At 47.5% G+C, this 16983-nt stretch carries 19 protein-coding genes; 18 read left to right on the top strand and 1 reads right to left on the bottom strand.

The annotated features are described in order from the left end of the window. The first annotated feature begins 96 nt into the window (after window positions 1-96). From KOG47_RS04455 to KOG47_RS04495, 9 genes are all read left to right on the top strand, one after another. Entirely contained in the window at window positions 97-1128 is a 1032-nt protein-coding gene (locus KOG47_RS04455) for a glyceraldehyde-3-phosphate dehydrogenase (protein ID WP_074036529.1), read from the top strand. Between the two features lie 233 nt (window positions 1129-1361). Beyond that, a complete protein-coding gene (speD, locus tag KOG47_RS04460) occupies window positions 1362-1748 on the top strand; it encodes an adenosylmethionine decarboxylase (RefSeq protein WP_012726707.1) in 387 nt (128 codons plus the stop codon). Window positions 1749-1860: 112 nt separating this feature from the next. Continuing rightward, complete coding sequence (locus KOG47_RS04465) at window positions 1861-2232, top strand: hypothetical protein (protein WP_031423166.1); 372 nt, start codon at window positions 1861-1863, stop codon at window positions 2230-2232. 12 nt (window positions 2233-2244) lie between these two features. Next, the gene (nrdR, locus tag KOG47_RS04470) at window positions 2245-2712 is read left to right on the top strand and encodes a transcriptional regulator NrdR (protein WP_012726705.1); all 468 of its coding nucleotides are present in this window, start codon (window positions 2245-2247) and stop codon (window positions 2710-2712) included. A gap of 40 nt (window positions 2713-2752) precedes the next feature. After that, window positions 2753-4105, top strand: a complete 1353-nt coding sequence (locus KOG47_RS04475) for a DnaD domain protein (RefSeq protein WP_012726704.1) — start codon at window positions 2753-2755, stop codon at window positions 4103-4105. Window positions 4106-4109: 4 nt separating this feature from the next. Next, window positions 4110-5024, top strand: coding sequence for a primosomal protein DnaI (dnaI, locus tag KOG47_RS04480; protein WP_074036533.1), 915 nt, complete (start codon window positions 4110-4112; stop codon window positions 5022-5024). 299 nt (window positions 5025-5323) lie between these two features. Continuing rightward, a complete protein-coding gene (gene thrS / locus KOG47_RS04485) occupies window positions 5324-7267 on the top strand; it encodes a threonine--tRNA ligase (protein ID WP_074036535.1) in 1944 nt (647 codons plus the stop codon). A 103-nt stretch (window positions 7268-7370) separates the two neighbouring features. Then, the gene (locus tag KOG47_RS04490; RefSeq protein WP_196430898.1) at window positions 7371-8243 is read left to right on the top strand and encodes a DUF1002 domain-containing protein; all 873 of its coding nucleotides are present in this window, start codon (window positions 7371-7373) and stop codon (window positions 8241-8243) included. A gap of 99 nt (window positions 8244-8342) precedes the next feature. Then, window positions 8343-8756 (top strand): DUF2231 domain-containing protein, encoded by a 414-nt coding sequence (locus KOG47_RS04495; RefSeq protein WP_074036537.1) that lies wholly within the window; start codon window positions 8343-8345, stop codon window positions 8754-8756. A 91-nt stretch (window positions 8757-8847) separates the two neighbouring features. On the opposite strand, the gene KOG47_RS04500 is transcribed toward KOG47_RS04495, so the two are convergent. Further along, the gene (locus tag KOG47_RS04500; protein WP_012726699.1) at window positions 8848-9057 is read right to left on the bottom strand and encodes a hypothetical protein; all 210 of its coding nucleotides are present in this window, start codon (window positions 9055-9057) and stop codon (window positions 8848-8850) included. A gap of 341 nt (window positions 9058-9398) precedes the next feature. Here KOG47_RS04500 and infC point away from each other — a divergent pair, with 341 nt between their 5' ends. The 9 genes from infC to pheT all read left to right on the top strand — a co-directional run bounded on the left by infC (window position 9399) and on the right by pheT (window position 16950). Then, complete coding sequence (infC, locus tag KOG47_RS04505; RefSeq protein WP_012726698.1) at window positions 9399-9929, top strand: translation initiation factor IF-3; 531 nt, start codon at window positions 9399-9401, stop codon at window positions 9927-9929. 30 nt (window positions 9930-9959) lie between these two features. Beyond that, the gene (gene rpmI / locus KOG47_RS04510) at window positions 9960-10154 is read left to right on the top strand and encodes a 50S ribosomal protein L35 (RefSeq protein WP_012726697.1); all 195 of its coding nucleotides are present in this window, start codon (window positions 9960-9962) and stop codon (window positions 10152-10154) included. Window positions 10155-10182: 28 nt separating this feature from the next. After that, window positions 10183-10542 carry a 50S ribosomal protein L20 gene (gene rplT, locus KOG47_RS04515; RefSeq protein ID WP_012726696.1) on the top strand — a complete coding sequence of 120 codons (360 nt, stop codon included), beginning with the start codon at window positions 10183-10185 and terminating at the stop codon, window positions 10540-10542. Between the two features lie 86 nt (window positions 10543-10628). Then, a complete protein-coding gene (locus KOG47_RS04520) occupies window positions 10629-10883 on the top strand; it encodes a hypothetical protein (RefSeq protein WP_074036543.1) in 255 nt (84 codons plus the stop codon). Window positions 10884-10907: 24 nt separating this feature from the next. Then, on the top strand, window positions 10908-11390 hold the full coding sequence (locus tag KOG47_RS04525) for a dUTP diphosphatase (protein ID WP_012726694.1): 483 nt from the start codon (window positions 10908-10910) through the stop codon (window positions 11388-11390). 19 nt (window positions 11391-11409) lie between these two features. Further along, complete coding sequence (locus KOG47_RS04530; RefSeq protein WP_196430896.1) at window positions 11410-12489, top strand: M42 family metallopeptidase; 1080 nt, start codon at window positions 11410-11412, stop codon at window positions 12487-12489. A gap of 1 nt (window position 12490) precedes the next feature. Further along, window positions 12491-13237 carry a TrmH family RNA methyltransferase gene (locus KOG47_RS04535; protein ID WP_031423182.1) on the top strand — a complete coding sequence of 249 codons (747 nt, stop codon included), beginning with the start codon at window positions 12491-12493 and terminating at the stop codon, window positions 13235-13237. A gap of 302 nt (window positions 13238-13539) precedes the next feature. Continuing rightward, window positions 13540-14562 (top strand): phenylalanine--tRNA ligase subunit alpha, encoded by a 1023-nt coding sequence (pheS, locus tag KOG47_RS04540; RefSeq protein ID WP_159562521.1) that lies wholly within the window; start codon window positions 13540-13542, stop codon window positions 14560-14562. Window positions 14563-14574: 12 nt separating this feature from the next. Beyond that, entirely contained in the window at window positions 14575-16950 is a 2376-nt protein-coding gene (pheT, locus tag KOG47_RS04545; RefSeq protein WP_215243813.1) for a phenylalanine--tRNA ligase subunit beta, read from the top strand. The last annotated feature ends 33 nt before the right edge of the window (window positions 16951-16983 follow it).

Consider the following 16983-nt stretch of genomic DNA (forward strand, 5'->3'; position numbering starts at 1 on the left):
ACAAAGAAAAACGAAAAAAATGTGACGAATCATAGTGAAAACGCTTACAGCTATCCGTTATAATGAAACCGTAATGTAGAAAAAGGGGGATCTATCATGGGGACAAAAGTGGCAATTAACGGATTTGGTCGAATCGGAAGAATGGTATTTCGAAAATTGATGCTCGAGGGACGTCATGAAGTGGTGGCGATTAACGCAAGTTATCCGGCGGAAACACTTGCGCATCTTATTAAACATGACTCGATTCACGGTCCATTCGGATTGACAGTACGTGCGCATGGGGATGCGCTCGAAGTCGATGGGAAACGGATTGAACTTATTTCGGAACGTGATCCATCACGGTTGCCTTGGTCAGACCTTGAAATCGACATCGTCGTCGAAGCGACCGGAAAGTTTAACTCCGATAGCGGGGCAAGACTTCATCTTGAGGCAGGCGCGAAAAAAGTGATTTTGACCGCACCGGGTAAAGGGGACTTACGCACGATCGTGATGGGGGTCAATGATCGTGACTATCGCCCGGAGGAAGACCATATCATTTCAAACGCATCGTGTACGACGAACTGTCTCGGACCTGTCGTGAAGGTTTTGCATTCGACGTTCGGTATTGAGACGGGACTGATTACGACGGTACACGCCTATACGAACGATCAGAACAATATTGACAACCCGCATAAAGATTTGCGGCGCGCGCGTGCGTGTGGCAGTTCCATCATCCCGACATCAACGGGAGCGGCTAAGGCGATTGGTCTGGTGATGCCGGAACTACAAGGGAAGTTAAACGGAATGGCACTCCGTGTACCGACTCCGAACGTATCACTTGTTGACTTGGTCGTCGAACTCCACCGAGATGTTACGGTCGATGAAGTCAATGAAGCGTTTGAACGGGCAGCGTATGGAGAAATGACGGGTATTTTAGGCGTTTCTCACGAACCGCTCGTCTCTATCGATTTTAACGGGGACGATCGCTCGTCGATTATCGACATGGATTCGACGATGGTACTCGGAGGGAATCATGTCAAAGTACTCGCGTGGTATGACAATGAATGGGGCTACTCATGCCGTGTCGTGGACTTGTTGGATATGGTGGCCAGCTATCTTCAAATCGGGCAACAAGAAACACACGCCTAAAAAAATATTACGTGCGGAGAAATATTTTTCAGATTTTTTTATCAAATGTCTTGTAACGACGTCCCAAACACGTTACACTCAATTTCGTGAACTTCAATTGGTCTGACAAACGCAACTTAAAGGGTTAGGACCTCTTAGGACTAACTTGCCCCCGTGGTTGTGGGCGATTCAGGCACAAAGTGAGTGATCATCAACTACTTTGAGACCATTGATGTAAAGGGGGATCCACTAATATGGATACTATGGGACGTCACATTATTACAGAACTTTGGGAGTGCAATCCCGACAAATTAAATGATATCGACTACATCGAGCGTTTGTTCGTCGATGCTGCTCTTCGTTCGGGCGCTGAAGTCCGCGAAGTTGCATTCCACAAATTTGCGCCACACGGTGTAAGTGGAGTCGTCATCATTTCAGAATCACACTTAACGATTCACAGTTTCCCAGAACATGGCTATGCGTCAGTTGACGTGTTTACATGTGGAGATCGAATCGATCCGGCTACAGCATCGCAGTATATTGCTGAAGGATTGGATGCAAAAGTACGTGAAGATGTGAAACTTGAGCGTGGAATGGGACCAATTCGTGTTCCGGAAGCGCAAGTGGCAATCAGCAAATAAATCAGATTGACCTTTTGAGGCTGACCGTTTAACGGTCAGCCCTTTTAATTGTTTTGTTGTCGCCTTAATTTTGATATGCTTAACGTATATAACTCAGGCGTTGAGGTGGATTATGGGACTGTTAGATAAGTTACAAACACATATTGAAACGAAAGATACACATAAAAATGAAATGCTCCAAACACGTTACTATGCGGCATCGTCACATGCGATGTTGCAATGGTTAGAAGGAAAAATTCAAGAGAACGGTCAGACGGTTCGTCGAATCGATGCGAATCGAGGAGAACTTTCGTTTCTCGGAGAAGGCTGGGACGGGCTCATCACGATTGTACAAGTGGATGGCGGCCGGACGGCTGTCGATTTTACATTAAACCGTGAACAGCGACTCGGTGCAGACCTCTCGCAAATTGTATCGCACTACTACGAGGCGCTCACGCAACAATTCCCGTTACGTGCCATTGGTAATAAAACAGTCGAACGATAAGGAGGTTTGAGCATGCGTTGTCCGAAATGTGATCATAATGGAACGAGAGTGCTCGATTCCCGTCCGGTGCAAGACCATTATTCGATTCGACGTCGTCGTGAATGTGAAAAATGTGGGTATCGGTTTACAACGTTTGAGACGGTTGAACAGACACCGCTCATCATTGTTAAAAAAGATGGAAATCGTGAAGAGTTCAGTCGTGAAAAAGTGCTTCGCGGCATTATTCGGGCGTGCGAGAAACGACCTGTCACACTTGAACAGCTTGAAGGAGTTGTGACGAAAGTCGAACAGCAACTCCGTGCCCTCGCCCAGTCAGAAATTCCAAGTGAACAAGTAGGCGAGCTTGTGATGAATGAACTTGCACGAGTCGATGAAGTCGCATATGTTCGGTTTGCATCGGTTTATCGTCAATTCAAAGACATCACGGTGTTCTTTAAAGAACTTGAAGATTTAATGAAGCAAGAAAATTCGACCAACTAAAGGGCGGCCTGCTGGTCGCCCTTTTTCAAGGGAGAGAGCCATGGAGAAAGAACGTACAATCTTTGGGACGGACGAATTGTTAATCATGAGTACCGGTCTAGTCGACCGTGAATCGTACCAGTCCCTTTACCACTTATATCAACCTGTCATCGGGGTGAAGGCGCTCGCACTCTATCAAACGTTATGGAGCGAACTAAAACCGGGCAAAATGAAATCCAACTATATGTCCCATAGTGCATTGTGTGAGATGTTGGAGTTCTCTATCAATGAGTTAATGGACAGTTTGTTCCGCTTAGAAGCGATCGGATTAGTGCGCACCTATAAAACAAAAGACGCTCGATTGACACAATACGTTTATCAGTTACGTGTTCCGCTTGCACCGCACACGTTTTTGAATGATGGGTTACTGTCGAGTTTCCTCTTCTATAAAGTCGGGGAAGTACGATTCAAACAACTGCAAGGGCGTTTTACGATTGATCCGTTGCCCGCAGGCATCGTCGAAGTGACAAAGGATTTCAATGAAGTATTTGATGTCAAAGGAGTGAACCATCGTGCGTTCACACAAAAAAATTATGAAAAGCCGGACCGGGCTAAGATTGAGATCAACTATTCGTTCGATATGGAAATTGTGAAAAAACTGACGAATTTTCCAGTTGGATTTTTCACGAAAAAATTAGACGAAACGATCACAAAATTGGCCTACGTGTCACAACTCGATGAAGAGACGATGGCGGAAATGTTGAAAGAATATTTCGTACATGAGGCGTACCTGCCACTCAGCGAACAAGAGAAGCGGGACGGTTGTCGTCAAATGGTTCTGCAGTTGAAGAAGAAACAGACGCGCCACCGGAAAGAGAAGACCGTCGAACTTGAACAGACGAAACTAGGAGATTTGCATGATCCCGAAGTGATGGAGTCCGCACACCCACATCAATATGTCTCGACGCTTCGGAAGACCCCGCAACTTTCAAAAAGTGATGAACAGTTAGTCATTGAACTCGTCGACACACTCGGTCTCGCGCCAGGGGTCATCAATGCGCTCTTCTATTACTGTATCGAAGTGAAGAAGCAGACGAGGCTGAGCGAGAACTATGTCTTGCGCATTGCGACGAGTTGGAAAACAGCGGGCTATACGAATGCAAAAGAAGCGCTAGAGCGTGAAGAATCTCAAGATGCGCTCATCGAGAAGAAACAGCAAAAACGTGAGAGTGTGCAACGCACCACAGTCGGGTCACGACGGAAACCCCAACAAGGGGATATGCCGAAATGGCTCGAGGACGAGGCGAAACAACAGCGCTCATACGACCAAGCGAGGAAAAAAGAACTCGAGTCGTCCGTACCGGATGACGCGGAACTTGTGAAACTATTAAATGAATTGAAAGAGAAGGGGTGAGGGGATGGAACGAATCAATCAGTCGCTGTCTCAGTTGATGAACCGAAAAGAAGTTCGGGAGGCGTACGAGTCGATTCGCAGACGTACACTGAACCACCCGGGTGTCATCGCATTTTTGAACGCTCATCCAGAGTTAGAGGAGAAGGCGATTGAAATCGGGTTTACCAAACTGAGTGAGTACGCGGAACAGATGGATGGAAAAACGTTCAGAGAAGATCAGGCCGTCATCCCAGGCCATCAACCGGTACTTTATGTCGATTTAGGACAGATTGCAATTCGATATGAAGAAACGGTCGCACATCGCCAGGCGAGACGACAAAAAGAAATGGACCGTAAATTCAAAAGTTTGTTTTTACCGGAAGAAGTTCGCGAGGCGAGTTTCGAATCTTTCGATTGGGGCGACGACGCGCGTAAAATCGCATTGCGTGAAGCGATGCGATTTGTAACAGGGATGAAGTCTCGTCAAAAAGTGAACGGCCTCTATCTCCATGGTAGTTTTGGCGTCGGGAAGACATATTTACTCGCCGCAATCGCCAATGAGTTGAAGGTGGCGGACATCGAGACGATTCTAGTCCATGCTCCGGGCTTTGTGTCGGAGGCGAAACGCAAAATTCGTACCGAGTCGTTCGACTCTTTCTTGACGTCGTTTCAACATGTGCCAGTCTTACTGATTGATGACATCGGAGCTGAAGCCATCAGTCCGTGGGTACGAGATGAATTGTTCGGGATCATTCTTCAGTATCGGATGATGCATCGCTTGCCGACGCTCTACAGTTCAAACTTTAGCGGAGAAGAACTCGAGACGCACTTTTCAATCGATGGTTCGCCGCAAAATAAAATGAAGGCACAGCGACTCATGCAACGTATTTCCACGACGACGACCCAAATTGAGTTAAAGGGTGAAAATCGCCGTCGGTAAAGGATTGTTTTTCTTTGGTGAGTTGACTATACTAAGAAACATATAAAGGATGCATAGAAGAGGATATGGATCATCGAGACGAGTTTTAGCGAGGGAAGGGCGGTGGAAGCTTCCTAACGACGACGATGGATTTACTCCCTCAGAGCACCGTACGGGTCAATCGTGCGGCGATTCACACTCGTTATCGTGTGTTCGAGCCAAGCAGATTGCTTGGGAACGAGGGTGGTACCACGAGAATCAAAGCTCGTCCCTTTTTGAGGGACGGGCTTTTTTTATATTCATTTTTTGAGAGGGGACAGATGTACATGATTCAATTAACATTTCCAGATGGCGCGGTAAAAGAATTTGATGCAGGCGTCACAGCAGAAGACGTCGCGGGCTCGATCAGTCCGGGACTTCGTAAAAAGGCAATCGCAGCAAAACTAGACGGAGAACTCATCGACTATCGTCGTCCAATCGAACATGACGGCAAAATCGAACTCGTGATGCCGGACTCGGAAGATGGTCTTGATTTGATGCGTCACTCGTCAGCGCACTTGATGGCTCAAGCGATCAAACGGTTATACGGAGAAGACAACAACATCTATCTCGGAATTGGACCGACGATTGAGAACGGGTTCTATTACGATATCGAGATGGATCGTCGCATCAATGAGGAAGACCTTCCTGAAATCGAAAAGATGATGAAACGCATCGTCGACGAAAACTTAGAAATCACACGTGAAGTCGTTTCCCGTGACGAGGCGCTCGCTCGTTATAAAGAATTGGGAGATCCGCTCAAGATTGAGTTGATTGAGGACATTCCTGCTGATCAAACCCTTACAATCTATCATCAAGGTGAGTTCTTTGACCTTTGCCGTGGACCTCACGTCCCGTCAACATCGAAGTTGAAAATCTTCAAATTGATGAGCGTGGCTGGTGCCTACTGGCGCGGGGACTCAGACAATAAGATGCTACAGCGTATTTACGGGACAGCGTGGGCGACGAAAGAACAACTCGCTGAACACTTGCGTCTTCTTGAAGAGGCGAAAGAACGCGACCATCGTAAACTCGGGAAAGAACTCGACCTCTTCTTCGTTTCACAAGAAGTCGGTCAAGGGCTTCCGATGTGGCTTCCGAAAGGGGCTGCGATTCGTCGTACGGTCGAGCGCTACATCGTTGATAAAGAACTCGAACTCGGATATCAACATGTCTACACACCGGTTCTCGGTTCGGTCGACTTGTATAAGACATCTGGTCATTGGGATCACTATCAAGACGACATGTTCCCGAAAATGGAGATGGACAACGAAGAACTCGTCCTTCGTCCGATGAACTGCCCGCACCACATGACAATCTACAAACATGAGCCACGTTCGTACCGCGAACTTCCACTTCGAATCGCTGAGCTTGGCGGGATGCACCGTTACGAGATGTCAGGGGCGCTCACAGGTCTACAACGTGTTCGTTATATGGTATTGAATGATGGACATACGTTCGTTACACCTGAACAGATGAAGCAAGAATTCAAAGACATCGTTCATTTGATTCAAGAAGTATACGCTGACTTTGGCATAAAAGATTATCGTTTCCGTCTCTCGTATCGCGATCCTGCTGATAAAGAGAAGTATTTCGATAACGATGCCATTTGGGAAATGGCACAAAGTCAGTTGAAGGAAACGATGGACGAGCTCGAACTTCCGTACTTCGAAGCAGAAGGCGAAGCGGCATTTTACGGACCGAAACTTGACGTACAAGTACGGACGGCACTTGGGAAAGAGGAGACGCTCTCGACTGTCCAACTCGACTTCTTGCTTCCGGAACGTTTCGATTTGACATACACTGGGCCAGACGGTAAGGACCATCGTCCAATCGTCTTGCACCGTGGTGTCGTCTCGACGATGGAACGGTTTGTCGCTTACTTGATTGAAGAGTATAAAGGCGCGTTCCCGACATGGCTCGCACCGGTCCAAGTCAAGTTGATCCCGGTTTCACACGTCCACGACGAATACGTCGCAGAAGTGAAAGCAGAACTTGTCAAACGTGGTGTTCGTGTCGAAACGGATCTCCGTGACGAGAAACTAGGCTATAAGATTCGTGAAGCACAAATGAAGAAGATTCCGATGACGCTCGTTCTTGGCGATAAAGAGCGAGATGAGCGTGCGGTCAATATTCGCCGCTACGGTCAGCAGGAACAAGTTTCTGCTTCACTTGATGAATTCATCGCATCGCTCACAGATGAGATTGCGAACCGTTCACGTTAAGTGAGGGACCACCTTTCCAACCAGAAAGGTGGTTTTTTTCGGTCTATAGACGGATGTGTATTTGGTCATCTACACGTATCGTAAACGTAAGGAGTGATACTTAATGAATTATATGAAGCCAGTATTGGCACTTACTATTGGAGCGGTTGCGTTCACAGGAGCGCTTCCGAAAGTCGGAGCGGAGGCAATCGTTAATGATACGATTGTAACCCTTGGTGAATCATTATCTTCAGAGCAACAAAAATGGGTACTTGAGCGTATGGATGCCCCAGAAGGAATCGAACCCATTATCGCGACTGCCGCAGATGAAGAAAAATATTTAGGTGATTCGGTCCCGCAAGCACAGCGTGGAGGCGGCATGTACTCGTCTGCCCGAATCAAGTTGACGAACGGGACTGGTCTTGATATTCAGACGGAAAACGTGACGTGGGTCACGAAAGATATGTATGCGAACGCCCTCGTCACGGCGGGTGTGACGGATGCCGATATTTATATCACGTCACCGATTAACGTGACGGGTACCTCGGCCTTGACGGGAATTATGAAGGCATATGATCAGACCGCGGCCGAGACCGGGATTGAACTGTCGGATGAACGAAAAGAATTGGCGCAAGAAGAGCTGGCGGTCACGTCTGAAATCGGTAAGACAGTCGGACAAGAGGACGTAGCAGGTCTCATGAACGAGATTAAAGCGGAAATCGCAAATCAGATGCCAGAGACAAATATTGAGATTCGTGACATCGTCATTCAAGTATTGAATCAAAATAACGTTCAGTTGTCTGAGGGTCAACTCGCTCAACTGACGACGCTATTCGAAAACATGCAGCAAGCAAATCTTGATTGGTCAGCGATCAGTAGTGGATTGAAAGATGCGGGTCAAGATGTGCAGGCATTCCTCGAACAAGAAGAAGTAAAGGGATTCTTTGCCCGATTGTTTGAGGCCATTGGTAACTTCTTCAAATCGCTTACAAATTGATGATGTGACATGATGAAATAGTGGAGTAGTGGATAAACGTATGATGGAATCGGGTATACAACTTTCATAATAGTTGATCACATCTTAGGAGGAATTGTTATGCTCGGTGGAGTCCCATTACATCCATTGCTCGTGCACGCACCAATCGGTCTACTGTTGTTTGGTACACTATTGATTTTGATCAGTTTCAAATGGACAAGTTTTCGATTGTTTGCGCTCATCACATTGGTTGCAGGATTATTGTCCGGTGCAGTAGCTTTCTTGTCAGGGGATAGTGCGGAAGAGTATGCGGAAGCGAATCTGCCATCGGTGACAGAAGCGATGATTGAAAACCATGAACATTTTGCCCTGTACAGCTTGATTGCATTTGGCATCACAGTGGTCTTGCTCGCAATCGGATATCGTGCAAAAGGGAAGCTGTGGATTACACTGAGTTTTGTCGTTGCCCTCGTCGGAGCCGGACTACTTGCTTATGCAGGTCACCTAGGTGGTCAAATGGTATATGCGAAGTAATTAAAAAAGACGTCTGTTTCAATCAAGTTGAGACAGGCGTCTTCTATCGTTTTTGTCTTAATCATCGCAAAGATCATGGTGTGGGGTTGTTTCAGTACCACCGTTTATGGATATAATTTTGAGCCGACTCATGGTCATCGACGATTTTTAAAGTAATGCGATTCATTTCTTCTAATAGGTCTGTTAATACCGCCTGTAATTTTTCGTCTTCTAGCCCATGTGCTTGCATCGTCTTACTGACAATCTGCTGGACTTGATCATGGTAGTCATGCTCTCGCGATACATCTTTTCGCCAGTTCATGTCGATCCCTCCTTTGATATTTCATTATTCCCTTTGAAAAGGTATTGCGAAACGAGAGAATGACTGGTATCATCATAAAAGTGTGAGCTACCAATTATTCATGCGCGATATCTTGACATCTTTTCCTGCTAGTGCTAAGATGACATAGTGATTAAAAACAACAAAGCAGAAGCACCCGCTTTTCACCTCGTCTGAGAGTCATCAGGCAGGTCCATCAAGTTCTTGGTTCATTCGGCATCGTCTGCCGTTTTATGACCTCAACTGATGTGTGGGTGGGAAACTGCCGACGCTTTTTTTATTGCCATGTTGTCTTGTCAATCTAAATCTCGTGCAATCGCACGATGGAGGTGCTAACCATTAGCAAAGAGCTCTTTATCAACGAAAACATTCGTGCCCGTGAAGTACGTCTCATTGGCGCAGACGGTGCACAACTCGGTGTGACATCACGTAACGATGCGTTACGTTTAGCTGAAGAAGCGGAACTAGACCTCGTCTTAGTCGCGGATAAAGCAAATCCACCGGTCGCTAAAATTATGGATTATGGGAAGTACCGTTTCGAACTCCAGAAAAAGGAGAAAGAAGCGCGTAAAAACCAAAAAGTCATCCAAATGAAAGAAGTACGTCTCAGTCCAACAATCGAGGACAACGATTTCCAAACAAAATTGCGTAATGCACGCAAGTTCCTTGAAAAAGGAAACAAAGTGAAGGCTTCGATTCGTTTCCGCGGACGTGCCATCACACACTCGGAAATCGGGAAACGTGTTTTGGACAAAATGGCAGCGGAATGTGCCGATTTGGCAACAGTTGAACAAAAGCCGAAGATGGAAGGACGCAGCATGTTCTTAGTGCTGGCTCCGAACAAAGAAGATTAATTATCGATTCTCAGTGGGGAGGAAATACTCATGCCGAAAATGAAATCGCACCGCGGTGCTTCAAAACGTTTCAAACGTACAGCATCAGGTAAACTCAAGCGTTCACACGCTTACACAAGTCACTTGTTCGCAAACAAATCGACTAAAGCGAAACGTAAGCTCCGTAAAGGCGCTATCGTATCAGCTGGAGACTTCAAACGCATTCGCAACATGATCGCGAAGTAATACAGAAACAATTTAGGAGGGAATCCATATGCCACGCGTAAAAGGCGGTTATACGACTCGTCAACGTCGTAAAAAGCAAATTAAACTTGCCAAAGGATACTTTGGTTCGAAACACATTCTATTTAAAGTAGCAAAACAACAGGTCATGAAGTCACTCATGTACGCTTACCGTGACCGTCGTCAGAAGAAACGTGATTTCCGTCGTCTTTGGATCACACGTATCAATGCGGCAGCACGTACAAACGGTCTCTCATACAGCCGTATGATGCACGGCCTCAAGCTTGCAGGAATCGACATCAACCGTAAGATGCTTGCTGAGCTTGCTGTGACAGATGCACAGGCATTCGCGTCACTCGCTGAAACAGCTAAATCAAAATTGAACGCGTAATCGTTCAATCGACAGCGCCGAGACACTCTCTCGGCGCTTTCTTTTTTCTTTAGAATTTCTTAGAATTAAGAGAAGGAGGAAAGCGTATGAATCAATCGGTTGTTGCGATCGTCGCCTTAGCGCTCATTATCTTGAACGTTTACACCTATATCCAAGCGAAACAGTATGCGCAAGGAAAAGGTGACTTTAATGTCCTATACGCCTATGCAGGAGGAGCCATCGGTGCCTTGTTCGGTCTTCATTTGACTCGGAAGAAGGCTGTTCATGCCCCAAAACTGCTTCAATTACAAGTATTGATTTTAGCAGTGGGCTGGTCTTTAATGATTTTAGTACTGCTATAAGTGGAGATAGAGGAGGAACATCCGGTGAACTGGACAACATTGTTTGATCGGCAGCGCGAATTAGACGAGCGGATCAAAGCACAACATGGATTATCCGGCAATCAATTCGATGAACGGTTACTGGCGCTGCTTGTCGAGCTCGGTGAACTGGCTAACGAAACACGTAGCTTTAAGTTTTGGTCGAAGAAAGGACCGTCGCCTCAAGATGTGATCTTAGAAGAATATGTAGACGGCATTCATTTCTTACTGTCACTTGGTCTTGCGCTTGGGTATGAACGAGATGCGTTTCCTGCGGGAAGTTCATATCTTGATGCGACTGATGCTTTTTTAGATATTTATCGAAAAGTGACGAATTTTGGTCTTTCAAAAACGGAAGCCATGTACGAGACGCTGATGGCAGCTTATCTCGAACTTGGTTATACGCTCGGTTTTAATGAGCAACTCATTTTGCTGGCATACATGAATAAAAATGAAGTAAACCATGAGCGACAAAATCAAGGATATTAATGAAAAGGAGCGGATTGGTATGAATGAATCGTTACATATGTTAAAACGTTTGACGGATGCAACAGGCGTCCCGGGCAATGAGGGAGAAGTCCGTCAATTGATGCGTGAATACCTCGAGCCGCATGTCGAGTCGTTTGAACAGGATGGACTCGGAAGTTTATTTGGTCAAATGACTGGAGATGCTGAAGGTCCGCGTGTCATGATTGCGGGTCACATGGATGAAGTCGGCTTCATGGTGACACGTGTGGAAGAAGGCGGTTTCCTTCGTTTCCAAGCGCTCGGTGGCTGGTGGAACCAAGTGCTGTTGGCACAGCGAATGGATGTTGTCACACGGTCTGGTGAAAAGATTCCCGGTGTCATTGGTGCGAAACCACCTCACGTCCTACCGCTCGAGGCACGAAAAAAACCCGTTGAAATCAAAGATATGTTCTTAGATATCGGTGCCACGTCGAAAGACGAAGTGGCTGATTGGGGAATTCGTCCAGGCGATACGGTCGTGCCCCATTGTGAATTCACTGTCATGAAAAATGAGAACTTCTTGATGGCGAAGGCATGGGACAACCGAATCGGATGTGCGATTGCCATCGAAGCAGCAAAACGTCTGAAGGAAGAATCGTTCCCAGGCGTCGTGTATACAGGAGCGACAGTACAGGAAGAGGTCGGGTTACGTGGAGCGGTGACCGCTGCCAACTTGATTCGCCCGGATGTCGCGATTGCTGTTGATACAGGCATTCCAAGTGATACGCCGGGGATGACCCAGGCAGAAGGGTTGTCAAAACTCGGGGACGGGGTTCAAGTCATCTTCTTTGATGCGACTACCGTCACGAACCCACGCCTTGTCGACCTCATCGTTGACGTGGCCAAAGAGCAAGACATCAAATATCAATTGGACTTAACGCCAGGCGGTGGCACAGATGCTGGGCGATTCCATCTTTCTGGGATTGGGATGCCGGCCATCGCATTGACAGTACCGGTCCGCTATTTACACACGAACGTGTCCATCATCCATAAGGATGATTACGAGGCAGCGGTACAACTCGTTGTCGCATTGACGAAACGTTTAGACCACGAAACGGTCCAATGGTTGAAAGAGGGATAATATGACGAAGATTACGTCTACGAAGAGCGAGACGATTAAACGATTAAAACGATTGATGACGAAAAAAGGTCGTCAAGAAACGGGTCAATTCCTAGTAGAAGGAGAGCATTTGGTGGACGAGGCCATTCGTGCCGGTCGACTCGTCCAACTCATCATGGCTGAGTCGTATTCACCAAAAGGAACGTGGCGACTTGAAGATATGCCAGTCCTCGAGTTATCCGACCACGTTGCGGACCTTCTTTCCGAAACGGAAAAGACCCAAGGCGTGTTTGCCGTTGTCAAGATGACACCGGTGGAACGAAAAATGAAGAAAGTACTCGTACTAGACCGAGTACAGGACCCGGGTAATCTCGGTACGATGATTCGGACAGCAGATGCTGCCGGATTCGATACGGTGTTACTCGGGAAAGGTACGGTCGATCCGTTCAACGCCAAAGTCGTACGTGCCACACAAGGTTCACTGTTTCACGTGAACGTGACCTCGGTCGACTTGCTTGAAAAGTTACCTGAGCTGAAAGAGGATGGATTCCACGTCTACGGCACAGCTCTCTCAAAGGCAACATCGTATGAGCAAGTTGCATTCGAAGACAAAGTGGCCCTCGTCATCGGGAATGAGGCACAAGGGGTTCATGCTGATGTATTGGCACTCTGTGACACACGTGTGCATATTCCGGTGCTCGGCGACGCGGAATCGCTCAACGCGGCGGTCGCTGCGGGTATTTTAATGTATCGCATCGCTTTACAATAATCTTGTCAGCACGTGAAAAACGTGATAGGTTAAACACATCGATGAATAAGATATGACGTTGAAAGAACATAGTAAGCGAATGACCGATTCCGTTCAGGGAGCAAGGGCCGTGACTGAGAGCCTTTGCCGGATTCGTCGCTGAATTCACTCTGGAGTCGTGTTGGAGACAACACCGGTTTGGCATCACGATAACGATGCTCTCAAGTGGGCCATGAATTGGCCAAGTAGGGTGGTACCGCGATGATTCGTCCCTTCAGTCAACGACTGAAGGGACTTTTTTATGTTGAGGAGGAAGCGAACACATGAAAGAACAATTAGAACAGTTACAAGTGGAAGCGTTAGAAGAAATCAAACAGGCATCCACACAAAAATCATTGAATGACGTCCGCATCAAATATTTAGGGAAAAAAGGACCGATGACTGAAGTGCTCCGTGGCATGGGTAAATTATCTGCCGAGGAACGTCCGGTCATCGGTGAGTTGGCCAATACCGTTCGTACCGCGATTCAAAGCACACTCGATGCTCGAATCGAAGAAGTGAAGGCGATTGAATTAGAGGAAAAGTTAAAAGCGGAAACGCTTGATGTGACACTCCCGGGACGGACATCGACTCCTGGCCATAGCCATCTCTTGCAACAAATCATCGACGAGATGGAAGATTTGTTCGTTGGACTCGGATATACGATTGCTGAAGGTCCTGAAGTCGAGACCGATCTCTATAACTTCGAAATGCTGAACTTGCCAAAAGATCATCCTGCACGAGACATGCAAGACTCGTTCTATATCACGGAAGAGACGTTGCTTCGTACTCATACATCTCCCGTACAGGCTCGCACGATGTTGGAGGCGAACGGAAAACCGATTCGCATCATCTGTCCAGGTAAAGTGTATCGTCGTGATGAAGACGATGCGACGCATTCGCATCAATTCATGCAAATCGAAGGATTGGTTGTCGATGAATCCATCTCGATGGCTGACTTAAAAGGGACACTCGAAGTGTTCGTGAAGCAGTTGTTCGGTGAAACGCGCGAAATTCGTCTTCGTCCAAGCTTCTTCCCGTTCACGGAACCATCGGTCGAAGTCGATATCTCTTGCTTCAAATGTGGCGGGAAAGGATGTAACGTCTGTAAAGGAACCGGTTGGATCGAGATTCTCGGAGGCGGAATGGTCCATCCTCATGTCTTAGAGATGGCTGGCTATGACTCATCAAAAGTGTCAGGATTCGCATTCGGAATCGGAGTGGAGCGTATGGCGATGCTCAAACACGGCGTCGATGACATCCGTCATTTCTACACAAATGACTTACGTTTCATCGAGCAATTCTAAGGAGGAAGACAGATGTTACTTTCAAAAAAATGGTTGAATCAATATATTGATGTATCCGATTTAAGCGGCGAAGCGCTCGGTGACTTGATTACGAAGAACGGAATCGAAGTCGAAAGTGTGACAAATCGTGGGGAAGGACTTTCTGGGATCGTCGTCGGACGGGTCCTTTCATGTGAGAAACATCCGGAAGCGGATAAGTTAAACGTGACGAAAGTGGACATCGGAGAATGTGACCCTGTTCAAATCGTCTGTGGCGCACCGAACGTGCGCGAAGGGCAACATGTGATCGTGGCCAAAGTTGGCGCACGCTTACCAGGACTAAAAATCAAAAAAGCAAAACTTCGTGGTGTCGAATCACAAGGGATGATTTGTTCACTCGAAGAGCTCGGCTTTGAGAAGAAACAAATTCGGGAAGACGAGCAGGATGGGATCCACACATTCCGTGAATCCGTACAAGTCGGAGCAGATGTGCTCGATTTACTCGACTTGGACGATGAAGTCATCGAACTCGGTTTGACTCCGAACCGTTCAGATTGCTTGAGCCTCTATGGAATCATTCATGAGGTTGCGGCCATCTTAGAACGTCCATACACGTTGCCGACGGCAGATGTCACGTCATCATCACCATCGGAGGTATCTATCGAACTTGCGACACCGAACTGTTCATATTACGCAGCTCGTGAAGTCAAAGGGGTAACGATTGCAGAGTCGCCACAATGGCTAAAGAATATCTTGATCGCAGAAGGTGTCCGTCCAATCAACAACATTGTCGACGTGACGAACTACGTGATGCTTGAAATCGGACAACCGCTTCACGCATTCGATGCGAAGAAACTCGGCAACTCGATTGTGGTCCGTCAAGCCGAAAATGGAGAAGAAATGGTCACACTCGACGACGTGACGCGTACGCTCGATTCATCGATGATGGTCATCACGGACGGACAAGCCCCGGTCGCCATCGCAGGCGTCATGGGTGGTGCCAATACAGAGGTAGATCTTTCAACGACAGATATCGTTTTAGAGTCAGCGTACTTTGATCCGGCATCCGTACGCAAGACGAGCCGTACGCTCGGTCTTCGTTCAGATTCAAGCGCTCGTTTCGAAAAAGGCGTTGACCCAGAACGTGTCATGCTCGCGCTTGACCGTGCTGCGCAATTGATTGTCGAACTCGGTGGAGGAGCCATTCATGATGCGGTGCGTTCAGGTGAAGCCGAATCACGTGCCCGAGAAATCCAAGTGTCGATTGACTATATAAACAAGCGTTTAGGGATGACACTCGATCGTCAGACAATCGTTCACATCTTAGAGCGTCTCGGTCTCGCGACAGAAGGGGATGACGTGCTGACAGTACACATTCCATCGCGCCGTCCGGATTTAGAGCTTCCGGCTGACATCACAGAAGAAGTGGCACGTCTATACGGATATGATAGTCTCCCGTCGACGTTACCTGCCTCACAATCGAAAGGGTATTTGCCAGCAATCAACGTACTGCGCAGACAGACACGTCGTTTGTTACAAGGAGTCGGCTTATCACAAGCCATTACTTACTCGTTAACGAGTGAGGCGCATGCGACACGTTTCGGTGGAAAAGACGATCAGCTCGTCCGATTGGCGATGCCGATGAGTGAAGAACGCTCTGTCCTTCGTACGTCGCTCATCCCTGGATTGTTGGAGGCAGCGCGCTACAACACGGCGCGTCAACAATCGAACGTCGCACTTTATGAAACAGGGCGCGTCTATACGGAGCACGGAGAAACGTTACCGCGTGAGAAAGAACGGGTGGCCGGCGTTGTCACAGGTCTTTGGATGGACCATCGTTCGCAAGAAACACGGGTCCCGGTCGACTATTTCGTCGCAAAAGGGATTGTCGACACGTTAGTCCAAACGCTTCGCCTAGATGTCACGTATGAGGCCGTATCGATGCCTGACATGCATCCAGGTCGCACAGCGAACATCTTGATGGCCGGAGAGGTCATCGGATATGTCGGACAAGTGCATCCAGGAACATCAAAAGACGTCTACGGTATGAAGGAAGTGTATGTATTCGAACTCGACCTATTGGCACTTCATGGAGACGAGACACTTCTTTATCAAGACGTACCACGTTATCCATCGATTTCACGAGATTTGGCACTCGTCTTATCACGTGAGATTCCAGCTGGGACAGTGGAACAAACGATCCGCCAAGCGGCTGGTCCACTCTTGATTGACCTCGTCTTGTTTGACGTCTATACAGGGGAGAATGTTGGAGCGGATGAGAAATCGATTGCCTTCTCACTCAAGTTCCAAGACCCGTCACGAACGTTACAAGACGAAGAAGTAACGGCAGCATATGAAACGATCGTCGAGGCGGTCCGTGCGACGCACGGAGCTGAACTTCGAGCGTAAAAAATAGGGAGCGTTGTCCACATGTGACAACGC

Source organism: Exiguobacterium sp. s121, from assembly GCF_018617245.1.
Lineage (GTDB): Bacteria > Bacillota > Bacilli > Exiguobacteriales > Exiguobacteriaceae > Exiguobacterium > Exiguobacterium profundum.